Origin of the sequence: Streptomyces sp. adm13(2018), from assembly GCF_008042145.1 — a bacterium.
Taxonomy (GTDB): Bacteria; Actinomycetota; Actinomycetes; order Streptomycetales; family Streptomycetaceae; genus Streptomyces.
The window spans coordinates 1,116,473-1,130,636 of sequence record NZ_RDBH01000129.1 but is presented as its reverse complement, the minus strand read 5'-3'; the positions used below and the strand labels follow the sequence as shown (position 1 = coordinate 1,130,636).

The 14,164-nt window shown below is 73.6% G+C and carries 16 protein-coding genes and 4 pseudogenes; 7 read left to right on the top strand and 13 right to left on the bottom strand.

What is annotated here, in order from left to right; all coding sequences use genetic code 11:
- Positions 1-640: pseudogene (locus EAO70_RS21820) on the bottom strand (anthranilate synthase component I); the annotation flags it as partial.
- An 11-nt stretch (positions 641-651) separates the two neighbouring features.
- Positions 652-1,026, bottom strand: a complete 375-nt coding sequence (hisI, locus tag EAO70_RS21815) for a phosphoribosyl-AMP cyclohydrolase (RefSeq protein WP_148004527.1) — start codon at positions 1,024-1,026, stop codon at positions 652-654.
- Between the two features lie 84 nt (positions 1,027-1,110).
- On the opposite strand from hisI, the gene EAO70_RS21810 reads away from it, so the two are divergent.
- The gene (locus tag EAO70_RS21810) at positions 1,111-1,746 is read left to right on the top strand and encodes a TIGR03085 family metal-binding protein (RefSeq protein WP_148004526.1); all 636 of its coding nucleotides are present in this window, start codon (positions 1,111-1,113) and stop codon (positions 1,744-1,746) included.
- Between the two features lie 221 nt (positions 1,747-1,967).
- On the opposite strand, the gene hisF is transcribed toward EAO70_RS21810, so the two are convergent.
- The 8 genes from hisF to hisD are packed head-to-tail and all read right to left on the bottom strand — an operon-like array spanning position 1,968 to position 7,726.
- Complete coding sequence (hisF, locus tag EAO70_RS21805) at positions 1,968-2,723, bottom strand: imidazole glycerol phosphate synthase subunit HisF (RefSeq protein ID WP_148004525.1); 756 nt, start codon at positions 2,721-2,723, stop codon at positions 1,968-1,970.
- Positions 2,720-3,133, bottom strand: coding sequence for a RidA family protein (locus tag EAO70_RS21800; RefSeq protein ID WP_148004524.1), 414 nt, complete (start codon positions 3,131-3,133; stop codon positions 2,720-2,722). Before EAO70_RS21800 ends, hisF begins: the two co-directional genes overlap by 4 nt.
- Positions 3,130-3,861 carry a bifunctional 1-(5-phosphoribosyl)-5-((5-phosphoribosylamino)methylideneamino)imidazole-4-carboxamide isomerase/phosphoribosylanthranilate isomerase PriA gene (priA, locus tag EAO70_RS21795; protein WP_148004523.1) on the bottom strand — a complete coding sequence of 244 codons (732 nt, stop codon included), beginning with the start codon at positions 3,859-3,861 and terminating at the stop codon, positions 3,130-3,132. Before priA ends, EAO70_RS21800 begins: the two co-directional genes overlap by 4 nt.
- A gap of 2 nt (positions 3,862-3,863) precedes the next feature.
- On the bottom strand, positions 3,864-4,511 hold the full coding sequence (hisH, locus tag EAO70_RS21790) for an imidazole glycerol phosphate synthase subunit HisH (RefSeq protein WP_148004522.1): 648 nt from the start codon (positions 4,509-4,511) through the stop codon (positions 3,864-3,866).
- Positions 4,508-4,672, bottom strand: coding sequence for a hypothetical protein (locus tag EAO70_RS38080; protein ID WP_187283980.1), 165 nt, complete (start codon positions 4,670-4,672; stop codon positions 4,508-4,510). Before EAO70_RS38080 ends, hisH begins: the two co-directional genes overlap by 4 nt.
- Before the next feature lie 2 nt (positions 4,673-4,674).
- Complete coding sequence (gene hisB, locus EAO70_RS21785) at positions 4,675-5,268, bottom strand: imidazoleglycerol-phosphate dehydratase HisB (protein ID WP_015032911.1); 594 nt, start codon at positions 5,266-5,268, stop codon at positions 4,675-4,677.
- Positions 5,265-6,395: a histidinol-phosphate transaminase gene (locus tag EAO70_RS21780; protein ID WP_148004521.1), complete on the bottom strand. Its 1,131-nt coding sequence runs from the start codon at positions 6,393-6,395 to the stop codon at positions 5,265-5,267. Before EAO70_RS21780 ends, hisB begins: the two co-directional genes overlap by 4 nt.
- Entirely contained in the window at positions 6,374-7,726 is a 1,353-nt protein-coding gene (gene hisD, locus EAO70_RS21775; RefSeq protein WP_148004520.1) for a histidinol dehydrogenase, read from the bottom strand. Before hisD ends, EAO70_RS21780 begins: the two co-directional genes overlap by 22 nt.
- Before the next feature lie 213 nt (positions 7,727-7,939).
- On the opposite strand from hisD, the gene EAO70_RS21770 reads away from it, so the two are divergent.
- From EAO70_RS21770 to ybaK, 4 genes are all read left to right on the top strand, one after another.
- Complete coding sequence (locus EAO70_RS21770; protein WP_148004519.1) at positions 7,940-9,544, top strand: oxidoreductase; 1,605 nt, start codon at positions 7,940-7,942, stop codon at positions 9,542-9,544.
- Positions 9,545-9,773: 229 nt separating this feature from the next.
- Positions 9,774-10,826: a hypothetical protein gene (locus EAO70_RS21765; RefSeq protein WP_148004518.1), complete on the top strand. Its 1,053-nt coding sequence runs from the start codon at positions 9,774-9,776 to the stop codon at positions 10,824-10,826.
- Between the two features lie 10 nt (positions 10,827-10,836).
- Entirely contained in the window at positions 10,837-11,574 is a 738-nt protein-coding gene (locus tag EAO70_RS21760; RefSeq protein ID WP_148004517.1) for an LON peptidase substrate-binding domain-containing protein, read from the top strand.
- A 14-nt stretch (positions 11,575-11,588) separates the two neighbouring features.
- Positions 11,589-12,086 carry a Cys-tRNA(Pro) deacylase gene (gene ybaK / locus EAO70_RS21755; protein WP_148004516.1) on the top strand — a complete coding sequence of 166 codons (498 nt, stop codon included), beginning with the start codon at positions 11,589-11,591 and terminating at the stop codon, positions 12,084-12,086.
- Between the two features lie 59 nt (positions 12,087-12,145).
- Here the strand turns inward: ybaK and EAO70_RS21750 are convergent, their stop codons facing one another.
- Positions 12,146-12,715: a DUF2567 domain-containing protein gene (locus EAO70_RS21750; protein WP_261993046.1), complete on the bottom strand. Its 570-nt coding sequence runs from the start codon at positions 12,713-12,715 to the stop codon at positions 12,146-12,148.
- A 221-nt stretch (positions 12,716-12,936) separates the two neighbouring features.
- On the opposite strand from EAO70_RS21750, the pseudogene EAO70_RS21740 reads away from it, so the two are divergent.
- Positions 12,937-13,029 (top strand): annotated as a pseudogene (locus EAO70_RS21740) (ABC transporter permease); the annotation flags it as partial.
- On the opposite strand, the pseudogene EAO70_RS39410 reads toward EAO70_RS21740, so the two are convergent.
- Both EAO70_RS39410 and EAO70_RS21730 read right to left on the bottom strand, forming a co-directional pair.
- Positions 13,029-13,193: pseudogene (locus EAO70_RS39410) on the bottom strand (NYN domain-containing protein); the annotation flags it as partial. The pseudogenes EAO70_RS21740 and EAO70_RS39410 sit on opposite strands and share 1 nt — an antisense overlap.
- Positions 13,194-13,246: 53 nt before the next feature.
- Positions 13,247-14,014 (bottom strand): ABC transporter permease, encoded by a 768-nt coding sequence (locus EAO70_RS21730; RefSeq protein ID WP_148005285.1) that lies wholly within the window; start codon positions 14,012-14,014, stop codon positions 13,247-13,249.
- Here EAO70_RS21730 and EAO70_RS39405 point away from each other — a divergent pair.
- Positions 14,000-14,164: pseudogene (locus EAO70_RS39405) on the top strand (ABC transporter permease); the annotation flags it as partial. The gene EAO70_RS21730 and the pseudogene EAO70_RS39405 sit on opposite strands and share 15 nt — an antisense overlap.

The following is a 14,164-nucleotide window of genomic DNA, read 5'->3' as shown; positions in this document are numbered from 1 at the left end:
CCCCGAGTTCTCCGCGCTCTGGGGCGGCCCCGCCTACCAGGACGCCGTCGAGGCGGGTGACGGCGTCCGCGTACGCCTCGTCGACGCCGGTCTCCAGGTCGTTGTGGTTGATCGCGTTGGCGATCAGGAGGACCGAGCCGTCCCAGTGGTCGAGGACGGCGAGGTCGCTGGTCAGGAGCATGGTGAGCTCGGGGAGCTGGAGGTCGTCGCGGCCGTGCTCGCCGATCTTCTCCAGGCGGCGGACGATGTCGTAGCCGAGGTAGCCGACCATGCCGCCGGTGAAGGGGGGCAGTGCGCCACCGAGCAGGGCTTCGAGGTCGCGGGGGGTGTGGAGGGTCTCGACGGTGGCGCGCAGGGCCGTGAGCGGGTCGCCGTCGGTGGGGACGCCGACGGGCGGGGTGCCCAGCCAGTGGGCCTGGCCGTCCTGCACGGTCAGGGTGGCGTCGCTGCGGACGCCGATGAAGGAGTACCGGGACCAGCTCCGGCCGTTCTCCGCGGATTCGAGGAGGAAGGTGCCGGGCCGTTCGGCGGCGAGCTTGCGGTAGAGCCCGACCGGGGTGTCGCCGTCCGCGAGCAGCCGGCGGCTGACGGGGATGACGCGGCGGTCGGCCGCCAGCTTGCGGAAGGTGTCGAGATCCATGGCGCCAGACCCTACTCGGATGCGGGGTCCGCGGCGGACGCGGATACGGGGAGCACGTCGGCGTCGAAGCAGGTCCGGGCGCCGGTGTGGCAGGCGGCGCCGACCTGGTCGACCTTGACGAGGACGGTGTCGGCGTCACAGTCGAGGGCGACGGACTTGACGTGCTGGACGTGCCCGGAGGTGTCGCCCTTGACCCAGTACTCCTGGCGGCTGCGGGACCAGTAGGTGCAGCGGCCGGTGGTGAGGGTGCGGTGCAGGGCCTCGTCGTCCATCCAGCCGAGCATCAGCACCTCGCCGGTGTCGTACTGCTGGGCGATGGCGGGGACGAGCCCGTCGGGGCTGCGCTTGAGCCGGGCGGAGACGGCCGGGTCGAGATTGCTGCTCATGGCGCCATTGTGCCGCGCTCCGGGGTGGTGTCCGGCGGGGCGTCCACTGGGCGGACCGGGGGCGGCCGCCGTAGGCTGGCACACATGTCGACCCATGCCAAACGTGAACGGCTTCTGCTCGCCGACCTGTTGGAGGCGGCTGGTCCCGATGCGCCGACGCTCTGCGAGGGCTGGCGGACCCGGGACCTCGCGGCCCATCTGGTGCTGCGGGAGCGGCGCCCGGACGCCGCGGCCGGCTCGCTCGTACCGATGCTGAAGGACCGGCAGGACCGGGTGCAGGCGGAGTTCGCCGACAAGCCGTACGAGGAGCTGATCCGGCTCATCCGGACCGGGCCGCCGCGGTTCTCGCCGTTCACGATCAAGCAGGTGGACGAGGGGGCGAACGTCGTCGAGTTCTACGTCCACGCGGAGGACGTGCGCCGTGCCCAGCCCGACTGGTCGGCGCGCGAGCTCGATCCGGTCTTCGCCGACGCCCTCTGGTCCCGGCTGGAGCGCACTGCCCGGCTGCTGGGCCGGAAGGTGCCGGTGGGGCTGGTGCTGCGCCGGCCGAACGGCCAGACGGTGGTGGCGCACAAGGGCACCCCGGTGGTGACGGCCTCCGGGGAGCCGGGCGAGCTGACCATGTACCTGTTCGGCCGCCAGGACACGGCCAAGGTGGCGCTGGACGGCGAGCCGGAGGCGATCGAGCGGCTGCGGGAGACGAAGCAGCTGGGGTTCTAGCGCTTTCCGGACACCCCTGAGCGGTCAGCGGCAGTACGGCCCGGCGTACGGCGGGGACGGCGAGGGCGCAGAGCCCCGCGAGGGCGCAGATCGCCGCACTGCCCACGATGAGGCCGGGCTCGACCGGTTGGCGCCGTCGATCCTGTGCGTCCGGACACGGCGAAGGGCCCCCTGAGGGGGCCCTTCGCGGCAGCGTTTCGGAGCGGATCCGGCGGGCCGGATCAGCGGACCGGGTGGCCGGCCGTCCGTAGTTCGTTCTTGACCTGTGCGATCCGCAGGTCACCGAAGTGGAAGACGGAGGCCGCGAGCACCGCGTCCGCGCCCGCCGCCACCGCGGGCGGGAAGTCGGCGAGCCGGCCCGCTCCCCCGCTGGCGATCACCGGCACGCTCACGTGCTTGCGCACGGCCGCGATCATCTCGGTGTCGTAGCCGTCCTTGGTGCCGTCCGCGTCCATCGAGTTGAGCAGGATCTCACCCGCTCCCAGCTCGGCGGCCCGGTGCGCCCACTCGACGGCGTCGATGCCGGTGCCCTGGCGGCCGCCGTGCGTCGTCACCTCGAACGAGCCGGAGGCGGTCCGGCGGGCGTCGACCGAGAGGACGAGCACCTGACGGCCGAAGCGCTCCGCGATCTCCTGGATCAGTTCGGGGCGCGCGATCGCGGCGGTGTTGACGCCTACCTTGTCGGCGCCGGCCCGCAGCAGCTTGTCGACGTCCTCGGCCGCGCGGACGCCGCCGCCGACCGTGAGCGGGATGAAGACCTGCTCGGCGGTGCGGCGCACCACGTCGTAGGTGGTCTCCCGGTTGCCCGAGGAGGCGGTGATGTCGAGGAAGGTCAGCTCGTCGGCGCCCTCGGCGTCGTACAGCTTGGCCATCTCGACGGGGTCGCCGGCGTCCCGCAGGTTCTGGAAGTTGACGCCCTTGACGACCCGGCCGTTGTCCACGTCCAGGCAGGGGATCACGCGTACGGCGAGGCTCATGCCGCACCACCCGGGCGCGCCTCCGGGCGGAAGGCCTCGACCTCGACCTCGACGACCAGGCTGGGGTCGACGAAGCCGGAGACGATGATCATCGTCGCCGCCGGGCGGACCGTGTCGAACAGCTCCTTGTGGGCGCGGCCGACCTCGTCCACGTCCCGGGCGTGGGTGAGGTACATCCGGGTGCGGACGACGTCCGCCGGGCCCAGGCCGAGCTTCTCCAGCGCGGCGAAGGCCACGTTGAAGGAGTTCACCGTCTGGTCGTACGGGCCTCCGCCGGCGATCTGGCCGCCCACCACGGAGGTGCAGCCGGCGACGAGGACCAGGCCGTTCGGCAGCTCGACCGCGCGGGAGTAGCCGAACTGCTCCTCCCAGGGGGCTCCGGTGACGACCTTCTTCACGCCGTCGGTCATACGGCCGCCACCGCCTCCAGGGCCTCTTCGAGGGTGAAGGCCTTGGCGTACAGCGCCTTGCCGACGATCGCGCCCTCGACGCCGAGCGGGACCAGGCCGGACAGGGCCCGCAGGTCGTCCAGGGACGACACGCCGCCGGAGGCGACGACGGGCTTGTCGGTGGCCGCGCAGACGTTCTTCAGGAGCTCCAGGTTGGGGCCCTGGAGGGTGCCGTCCTTGGCGATGTCGGTGACGACGTAGCGGGAGCAGCCCTCGGAGTCGAGGCGGGCGAGCGTCTCGTAGAGGTCGCCGCCGTCGCGGGTCCAGCCGCGGCCGCGGAGGGTCGTGCCGCGGACGTCGAGGCCGACGGCGATCTGGTCGCCGTGCTCGGCGATGACCTTGGCGACCCACTCGGGGGTCTCCAGGGCGGCGGTGCCGAGGTTGACGCGGGTGCAGCCGGTGGCGAGGGCGGCGGCGAGCGAGGCGTCGTCGCGGATGCCGCCGGACAGCTCGACCTTGATGTCCATGGCTCCGGCGACCTCGGCGATCAGCTGCCGGTTGTCGCCGGTGCCGAAGGCGGCGTCGAGGTCGACGAGGTGGAGCCACTCGGCGCCGGAGTTCTGCCAGGCGAGGGCCGCTTCGAGCGGGGAGCCGTAGGAGGTCTCGGTGCCGGACTCGCCGTGCACGAGACGGACCGCCTGGCCGTCGCGGACGTCGACGGCGGGGAGGAGTTCAAGCTTCTGAGCCATGATCAGAGGGTCTCGATCCAATTGGTGAGGAGCTGGGCTCCGGCGTCGCCGGACTTCTCGGGGTGGAACTGGGTGGCCCACAGGGCGCCGTTCTCGACGGCCGCCACGAAGGGCTCGCCGTGGGTGGCCCAGGTGACCTTGGGGGCGCGGATGTTCTTGTTGCCGACCTCCAGGGTCCACTCGCGCACCGCGTAGGAGTGCACGAAGTAGAACCGGGCGTCGGCGTCGAGACCGGCGAACATCTCGCTGCCGCCGGGCGCGTCGACCGTGTTCCAGCCCATGTGGGGGACGACGGGCGCGTTCAACGGCTCGACGGTACCGGGCCACTCGTCGAGGCCCTCGCTCTCCACGCCGTGCTCGAAGCCGTGCGCGAAGAGGATCTGCATGCCGACGCAGATGCCCATGACCGGGCGTCCGCCGGAGAGCCGGCGGCCGATGATCCAGTCGCCGCGGGCCTCCTTGAGTCCGCGCATGCAGGCGGAGAAGGCGCCGACGCCGGGGACGAGGAGGCCGTCGGCGTTCATCGCGGTCTCGTAGTCGCGGGTGATCTCGACCTCGGCGCCGACCCGGGCGAGGGCGCGCTCGGCCGAGCGCACGTTGCCGAAGCCGTAGTCGAAGACGACGACCTTCCTGGGGGTGCTCGCGGTCATGCCCACACGTCCAGCCGCAGCACACCGGCGGCGAGGCACATCGCGGCGCCGATCGCGACGAGCGCGACGAGGCCCTTGGGCATCTCCTGCTTGACGAAGGAGTAGATGCCGCCGAGCAGGAACAGTCCGACGACGATGAGGATGGTGGAGAGGCCGTTCACGGTCAGAGCGCGCCCTTCGTGGAGGGGAGGATTCCGGCGGCGCGCGGGTCGCGCTCGGAGGCGTAGCGGAGGGCGCGGGCGAAGGCCTTGAACTGGCACTCGACGATGTGGTGCGCGTTGCGCCCGTACGGCACGTGGATGTGCAGGGCGATCTGGGCCTGGGCGACGAAGGACTCGAAGATGTGCCGGGTCATCGTCGTGTCGTACGAGCCGATCATCGGCGCCATGTTCTCGGGCTCGGTGTGCACGAGGTACGGGCGGCCGGAGAGGTCGACGGTCACCTGGGCGAGCGACTCGTCCAGCGGGACGGTGCAGTTGCCGAAGCGGTAGATGCCGACCTTGTCGCCGAGGGCCTGCTTGAAGGCGGCACCGAGGGCGAGGGCGGTGTCCTCGATCGTGTGGTGCGAGTCGATGTGCAGGTCGCCGTCGGTCTTGACCGTCAGGTCGAACAGACCGTGCCGGCCGAGCTGGTCGAGCATGTGGTCGTAGAACCCGACCCCGGTCGACACGTCGACCTTGCCGGTGCCGTCGAGGTCGATCTCGACGACGACGGAGGTCTCCTTGGTGGTGCGCTCCACGCGGCCTACACGGCTCATCGCTCCTGCTCCTTCATCAATTCACGAACCGCGTCGAGGAACGCGTCGTTCTCTTCGGGGGTGCCGGCGGTGACCCGCAGCCATCCCGGTACGCCGTTGTCCCGGACCAGGACGCCCCGGTCGAGGATCCGCCGCCAGGTCGCGTGCGTGTCGGGGAACTTCCCGAACTGCACGAAGTTGGCGTCCGAGTCGGTGACCCGGTAGCCGAGGGCGCGCAGCTCGGTGACGAGCCGGTCGCGCTCGGCCTTGAGCTGCTCGACGTACCCGAGGAGGGTGTCGGTGTGCTCCAGGGCGGCGAGCGCGGTCGCCTGGGTGACCGCCGAGAGGTGGTACGGCAGCCGGACCAGCTGCACGGCGTCGACGACGGCCGGGTGGGCGGCGAGGTAGCCGAGCCGCAGTCCGGCGGCGCCGAAGGCCTTGGACATGGTCCGGGAGACCACCAGGTTCGGGCGGCCCTCGATGAGGGGCAGCAGCGAGTCCCGGTGGCTGAACTCCACGTACGCCTCGTCGACGACGACCACGGACGGCTTGGCCGCCTGGGCCGCCTCGTACAGGGCGAGGACGGTGTCGGCGGCGACGGCGGTGCCGGTGGGGTTGTTGGGCGAGGTGATGAACACGACGTCGGGCCGGTGCTCGGCGATCGCCGCGGCGGCGGCCTCGACGTCGACGGTGAAGTCCTCGTTGCGCGGGCCGGAGATCCAGCCGGTGCCGGTGCCGCGGGCGATCAGGGCGTGCATCGAGTACGAGGGCTCGAAGCCGATCGCGGTGCGGCCGGGGCCTCCGAAGGTCTGGAGCAGCTGCTGGAGGACCTCGTTGGACCCGTTGGCCGCCCAGACGTTCTCCAGGGCGACCGGGTGCTTGCCGGTGCGGGTGAGGTAGCGGGCGAGTTCGGTGCGGAGCTCGACCGCGTCCCGGTCGGGGTAGCGGTTGAGGCCGCGGGCGGCCTCGGCGACGCGCTCCGCGATGCGGGCCACCAGGGGCTCGGGCAGCGGGTACGGGTTCTCGTTGGTGTTCAGCTGGACGGGCACGTCGAGCTGGGGCGCGCCGTACGGGGACTTGCCCCGCAGCTCGTCGCGGACGGGGAGGTCGTCGATCCGGATCTCGGTCACTTCTGGGGGACCTTCCATCCGAACCGGGCCTTGACCGCCGCGCCGTGCGCGGGCAGGTCCTCCGCCTCGGCGAGGGTGACCACGTGGTGGGCCACGTCGGCGAGGGCGTCGCGCGTGTAGTCCACGATGTGCACCCCGCGCAGGAAGGACTGCACGGAGAGGCCCGAGGAGTGGCAGGCGCAGCCGCCGGTGGGCAGGACGTGGTTGGAGCCCGCGCAGTAGTCGCCGAGGGAGACGGGCGCCCAGGGGCCGACGAAGATCGCGCCGGCGTTGCGGACGCGGTCGGCGACGGCCGCGGCGTCGCGGGTCTGGATCTCCAGGTGCTCGGCGCCGTAGGCGTCGACGACCTTGAGGCCGTCGGCGAGGTCGCGGACGAGGACGATCGCGGACTGGCGTCCCGCGAGGGCGGGGGCGATCCGGTCGTCGATGTGCTTGGAGGCGGCGACCTGGGTCTTCAGCTCGGCCTCGGTGGCGGCGGCCAGCTCCTCCGAGTCGGTGACCAGGACGGAGGCGGCCATCGGGTCGTGCTCGGCCTGGCTGATCAGGTCGGCGGCGACGTGCACGGGGTCGGCGGTGGAGTCCGCGAGGATCGCGATCTCCGTCGGGCCGGCCTCCGCGTCGATGCCGATGCGGCCCTTGAGGAGGCGCTTGGCGGCGGCCACGTAGATGTTGCCGGGGCCGGTGACCAGGTTGACGGGGGCGCAGCCGGGCTCGCCGTCGGCGCCGTCGGCGCCGTCGGTGGTTCCGTACGCGAACATGGCGACGGCCTGGGCGCCGCCGGCGGCGTACACCTCGTCGACGCCGAGCAGGGCGCAGGCGGCGAGGATCGTCGGGTGCGGGAGCCCGCCGAACTCCTTCTGCGGGGGCGAGGCGATGGCCACGCCCTCGACGCCGGCCTCCTGGGCCGGGACGACGTTCATCACGACGGAGGACGGGTAGACCGAGCGGCCGCCCGGCACGTACAGACCGACGCGCTCGACCGGGATCCACTTCTCGGTGACGGTGCCGCCGGGGACGACCTGGGTGGTGTGGGTGGTGCGGCGCTGCTCGCGGTGGACGAGGCGGGCGCGCCGGATGGACTCCTCCAGGGCGGCGCGGACGGGCGGGTCGAGCTCGTCGAGGGCGCGGGTGATCGCCTCGGCGGGGACGCGCAGGCCCGGGACGCGGACGCCGTCGAACTTCTCCCCGTAGTCGATCACCGCGGCCGCGCCATGATGCCGGACGTCCTCGCAGATCGGCCGCACCGTCTCCAGGGCGGCTTCCACGTCGAACTCGGCACGGGGCAGCAGGTCGCGCAGGGCGGAACCCTCGGGGAGGGCCTCGCCGCGCAGATCGATTCGAGAGATCACGGGTCAATTCTCGCAGACGGCCCACAGCACCGGACGCCCGTATCAATGGCTGATACGGGCCACACTGGCGTCTTGTCGCCACTCCTGACCGTTAGCGTTCAGCCCGTCACTCAGCGGGAAGAACGGCTGTACGAATCCACGGGACCCCGGTCACACAGCGGGACACGTGTCGCGGACTCGTGCGAGCGGAGCGTGGAAAGCGAGGGGGCGGCGTTGACCGAGCCGCACGAGGACGGGATGCCGGACGGTCTCACAGGCCCGGAGCGGGCGGTGTGGCGGGCGTTCGTCATCGGCAGGACGTGTGATCTGACGGAAGGGATCGCGGAGCGGGACGACCCCTTCGGGGCGCGGGAGTGGGGGGAGGAGCGGAGCGTCCGCGCCGATGTCGTGGCGCTGCTGCTGCTCGCCGGACCGCCGGCCCGGTCCGGCCGGGTGGCCGCGCTGAAGCTGCGGGGGGTGCGGATCACCGGCGTGCTGAACCTGGCGGGCGGGACGATAGGGCCGTACGTGGAGCTGCACGGCTGCCGGTTCGACGGCGAGGTGGTGCTGCCGGAGGCCCGGTTCGGCACGCTGCGGATGATCGAGTGCGCGCTGCCGCGGCTGGAGGCGGCCCGGCTGCACACCGAGGGGGACCTGCATCTGCCGCGCTGCCGGGTGCGCTGGGGCATCCGGCTCACCGACGCCCAGATCGGCACGGACCTGCTGGTCAACCAGATCCAGGTGTGGCCGGACCGGCGCGGCCGCGCCATCACCGCGGACGGGATGGTGGTCGCCCAGGACCTCCAGGCCGAGCTGATCGAGACGTTCGGGGAGGTGAGCCTGCGCGGCGCGAAGATCGGCGTGTCGCTCAGCCTGCGGGGCAGCGTGCTGCGCGGCGCGCTGGGCCGCCGCGCGCTCAACGCCCCCCAGCTGACGGTGGAGCGCTCGCTCTATCTGAACGCGGCCTGGGTGTACGAGGAGCAGGACACCGCGGGGCAGAGCACGGCCACCCCGCCGTACGGGGTGACGCCGGCGCAGGGCGCGTACCGAAGACCGGTCGAGTTCCACGGCGGGGTGCGACTCGACGACGGCCGCTTCGGCGACGCGGTGGACCTGCACCACGCCCGGTTCCTGCTGAGCGGGGCGCGCCGCGAGGAGGTGTCGCTGCGCCGGATCGTCACCCCCGAGCTCCGCTTCAACGGCGAGCGGCCGGAGGAGGGCCGCGTCGTGCTCAACGGCGCGAAGGTCGTCACCCTGATCGACCTGTCGACCAGCTGGCCGGGGCCCGGCGGACTCGCGATGGGCGGCTTCGCCTACGAGAACCTCGTGCCGTACGGGCACTTCCCGCTGGCCCGGCGCCTGGAGTGGGTGGCGGCCGCGACCCCGGAGTACGCCCCCGAGCCGTACGAACGCCTGGCGACGGTGCTGCGCGCCAGCGGGGAGGACGCCGACGCCCGCGAGGTGCTGCTCGCCAAGCAGCGGCGCCGACGGGAGACCCTGCCGGTGGCGGGGAAGCTCTGGGGGTACCTCCAGGACTGGACCGTGGCCTACGGCTACCGGCCGGGGCGGGCGGCGCTGTGGATGGCGGTCCTGTGGGCGGCGGGCACGGTGGCCTTCTCGCACTACCGGCCGATACCGCTGAAGGCGGAGGAGGCCCCCGAGTGGAACGGCCCGCTGTACGCGCTCGATCTGCTGCTCCCGGTGATCAATCTCGGCCAGGACGGCTACTGGCGCCTGGAGGGGATCTGGCAGTGGGCGGCGGCGGTGCTGATCCTGCTCGGCTGGATCCTCGCGACCACGGTGGCGGCGGGCGCGACCCGGCTCCTGAGCAGGGGCTGAGGCGGTCGGCGGACGGGACCCGCCGGGCCGCTTCCCGCGGGGTCCTCCGGAGCGGTCGCCGCGCCTCCGGTCGGGGAGGACGTGCGGGGACCGGGCGGTCGCCGGGCCGTCCGGGAGGCGGAGCGGCGGAGGATCGGTGTGGTCCGGGCGGGAGGGCGCGAAGGTTTGGTGAGCGGGCCGTGAGAGCGGCTGCCGAGGGAGCGGTGGCCGGGAGACAATACGGAACACCATGTCCTTTCTCCGCGCCCTGATCGGCGCCGCTCGTTCGGCCCGGCACACCCCGCGGCTCGCCGCCGGGTCCGTGCCGGACGACGACGTGCTGCTCGACGCCCCGGACGAGCGGCTCGCCCCCGCCCTGGTCGCCGCCGCGCTGGCCGATCCGGAGCCCGCGGCGAAGCTACTCGCCACCACCCGGGACTGCGGCGAGTGGGAGGACCGCGACCGGTACGTCACCCGGCTCGCGACCTTCGCGTACCACAGGGACGACTGGCTCACCCACTGGCTCGCCGTCGCGCCCGGCGACCCCGACGCCCTGCTCGTCACCGCGCAGCTCTCCGTCCGCCGGGCCTGGGAGTCGCCCGCCCGGGCCGAACGGCTGCGCGAGCTGGAGCCGCTGATCCGGACGATGGCCGAGGAGGCACCGCACGACCCGGTGCCCTGGCGCCTCGCCCTGGACCACGCGCGCGGGGCGCACGCCCGCCCCGCCGTCTTCGAGGCCCTGTGGGAGCAGGCGGTGCGCCGCTCACCGCACCACTACGGCTGCCATGTCGCGGCGCTCAAGTACCTGTCCGCCCAGTGGTACGGCTCGCACCGCGCCGCCTTCGACTTCGCCGAGCAGGCCGCCGACGACGCCGCGGCCGACTCGCTGGTCCGCGCGCTGCCGGTCCGGGCCGCCTACGACCGGCTCCGGGTGCCGGCGGAGCGGGAGCCCGCCGTGCCGGAGGCGCGGGTCGACCGGGCGGCCGACCGGGCGCTGGCCCTGTCGGCGGTCTTCCCGACCGGCGACCCGTGGCCCGCCGAGGTCCGCAACCTGCTGGCGTACGTGCTGGTGGAGCGGGCGCGCTGGGAGGACGCGCGGGCGGAGTTCGGCCGGATCGGGGCCTACGCGACCTCCTTCCCGTGGGGGTCTTCGCCGGGTGGCGGGCGGGGCGCCGGGGGCGAGGACCCGCTGCGCCGGTTCCTCACCGCGCGGGACACGGCCAGGACCGAACTGGCCCGTCGTACGCCCCTCTGGGACACCGGACGGGGACGGGCAGGACGGGGCGGGCCCGGCGGCCACTAGGCTGACCGCTGTGACCACCGCTCGCCTGCCTCTCTTCCCGCTCAACGCGGTGCTGTTCCCTGGCCTCGTGCTGCCGCTGAACGTCTTCGAGGAGCGTTATCGCGCCATGATGCGCGAGCTGCTCGCGATCGACGACTCGGAGCCGCGCCGCTTCGCCGTCGTCGCCATCCGCGACGGCCGCGAGGTCGCCCCGACGGCCCCCGGCATGCCGGACCAGACGGCGCTGCCGGAGAAGGGTCCGGCGGCCGGCTTCGGCCCCGACCCCATCCAGTCCTTCCACCGGGTCGGCTGTGTCGCGGACGCCGTGCAGATCCGGGAGCGCGCCGACGGCAGCTTCGAGGTGACGGCCACCGGCACCACCCGGGTGAAGCTGCTCTCCGTCGACACGAGCGGGCCGTTCCTGGTCGCCGAGGTCGAGGAGCTCCCGGAGGAGCAGGGCGAGGAGGCCGGCAGCCTCGCCGAGGGGGTGCTGCGGGCCTTCCGGAGCTATCAGAAGCGGCTGGCCGGGGCGCGGGAGCGGTCCCTGACGACGAGCGAGCTGCCGGACGACCCGTCGGTGGTGTCGTACCTGGTCGCGGCGGCGGCGGTGCTCGACACGCCGTCGAAGCAGCGGCTGCTCCAGGCCCCGGACACGGCGACCCGGCTGCGCGAGGAGCTGACGCTGCTGCGCGCGGAGACGGCGGTCATCCGCCATCTGCCGTCGCTGCCGGTGGTGGACCTGACGCAGGCCCCGACCTACCCGAACTGAGGAAGAACGCACGCGTGGCGAAGAAGCAGAGGAAGAACAGCGGCGGTACCCCGGCGACGGTGGCCCTGACGGCCGCCGGCACCCCGTTCACCCTGCACGCGTACGAGCACGACCCGGCCTCCCTCTCGTACGGCGAGGAGGCGGCCGAGGCCCTCGGCGTCTCCCCCGACCGGGTCTTCAAGACCCTGGTGGCGGACGTCGACGGCGAGCTGACGGTCGCGGTGGTCCCGGTCGCGGGGCAGCTCGACCTGAAGGCGCTGGCCTCGGCGGTCGGCGGCAAGCGGGCGGCGATGGCGGACCCGGCGGCGGCCGAACGGACCACGGGTTACGTGCGGGGCGGGATCTCCCCGCTGGGCCAGCGCAAGCGGCTGCGTACGGTCCTCGACTCCTCGGCCTCGCACCACGCGACCGTCTGCGTCTCGGCGGGGCGGCGCGGCCTGGAGGTGGAGCTCTCCCCCGCCGATCTGGCCGCGCTCACCTCGGCGGTCGTGGCCCCGATCGGCCGCGCCTGAGGGTCGGACGCGCCTGGGATTCGACCGGACCCGGGCCGCTCGACGCGCGGCCGGGGCCGTCAGCTCCGGCCGGGCCCCTGGGTGTACGCCTTGGGCTGGTCCCACGCCTCGGGCTCCGCGTCGCGCGGGCCGAAGGCGGCCGTGAGCCCCAGGTGCACGATCATCGCGGCGAGCGGCCAGGCGAGCATCGCGGCGGCGCCCAGGTTCAGTTCCAGCGGGGCCTCGAAGGTGACGTTGGGGCCGACCGCCTTCGCGTGGGCGACCACGTCGCTCGTCGGCCCGAAGTAGGCGCCGAGGCCCCAGGCGAGCAGCGAGCCCAGGACACCGCCGAGCGCGAGGCCGAGCACCAGCGGGACCCCGCCGCGGCGGCGCAGCAGGAAGACGACGAGCGCGGCGACCGCCCCGAAGGCCAGGGCGAGGAGGACGAACGTTCCGTCGGCGCCGATGGCCGACTCGCCCTCCGAGTTCCGGAGGTAGACGCCCTTGCCGTCCGAGATGAGCAGGATCCGCGGGGCCAGGTTCAGCCACAGCACCCCGAGCACCGCTCCGGCGATCGCCGAGACGAGGGTCACCAGGACGCCCTGCACGACCTCGGCCGCCGTGATCGGGTCGCCCGCCGGGCCGGACAGCGGCGGGGTCCCGCTGGTGCTCGGCCTCGCGCTCGGCGGTGTCCTGGGCTCGCTGCTCGCCTGGGGCCTCGGCGCCTACTTCGGGCCGACGAGCGACGTGGTCGCCCACGCGAAGGCGGTCGGCCCCAACGTCACCTTCGAGGCCCCGCTGGAACTGAACCTGGGCGCCGCCGCGATGCTCGCCTGGCCGCTCGCCGCGATGATCGTGCACCTCTGCTCGCCTGCTCGCCCAGTACTTCGGGCAGCTGCGCGCCACCGGCGGCCTCGACCACTACGCCACGCTCCCCGTGCCGCCCGCCGCCGTCGTGCTGGGCGGGATGCGCGGGTAGAGGGTGGACAGCCTCTGGACGTGGCTCTGCTCGGGAAGTCGTTCCATCCACCGCCGGGCGAACACCTGCCCGACCTCGAAGGGGTCTCTGCCGACGGTGGTGATGTCCTCCTCGCGGTCCGCCCAGCGCTGCTCCGCGCTGGTGAGGCGGAGTCAGGGGTGCGGTCACCCCGCCATCGTGCCAGGTGTGCCGGTGGCCCGCCTCAGCGGACGGCGGCCCGGCGGTACGCCCAGGTGGCCACGCCCAGCGAGATCACGCCGACGACCCCGCACACGGCCAGGTCGAGGGCGACGGCCGCCCAGTCGGGACCGGGCTCGAAGGTGCGGGCCATGGCCTCCACGCCGTACGTCGACGGGAGCAGGTCCCGGGCCCAGCCGATGGGCTCCGGCAGCCGCTCCGGCGGCAGGACGCCGAGGAGCAGCGCCGCGGACATGCCGAGCTGGCCGAGGAGGGTGGCCAGCTCCTGCCGGGGGGCGAGGAGCCCGAGGGCCGCGCCGAGGCCGGCCAGCGCGGCGCCGGCGAGCGGGACGACGGCGGCGAGGATCCAGAGGTGCCCGAGCGGCAGCCCGAAGAGCAGGGAGCCGGCGACGGCGGTGACGGCGGTTCCGGGCACGGTGAAGGAGGCGTACGCGCCCGCGGCGCCCAGCACGACGGCGGCGGGCGGCACGGGGAGCGTGGCGTAGTGGTCGAGGCCGCCGGTGGCGCGCAGCTGCCCGAAGTACTGGGCGAGCAGGTTGAGCGCGACGAACGCGACGACGAGGACGGTGGAGCCGGCGACGACGGCGCGGGCCTCGGATCCCCCGTCGACGACCCCGCGCATCAGGACCATGATCCCGATGGACTGGAAGGTGGCCACGAAGAGCAGCGGGATGCGGGCGACCTGGGCGCGGGAGAGCTGCGCGCGGTAGACGGCGGCCAGGGTGGGCAGCAGCCGGGCGCGCGGGGCGAGGGGCGCGGCGGCCTCGACCACTACGCCACGCTCCCCGTGCCGCCCGCCGCCGTCGTGCTGGGCGCCGCGGGCGCGTACGCCTCCTTCACCGTGCCCGGAACCGCCGTCACCGCCGTCGCCGGCTCCCTGCTCTTCGGGCTGCCGCTCGGGCACCTCTGGATCCTCGCCGCC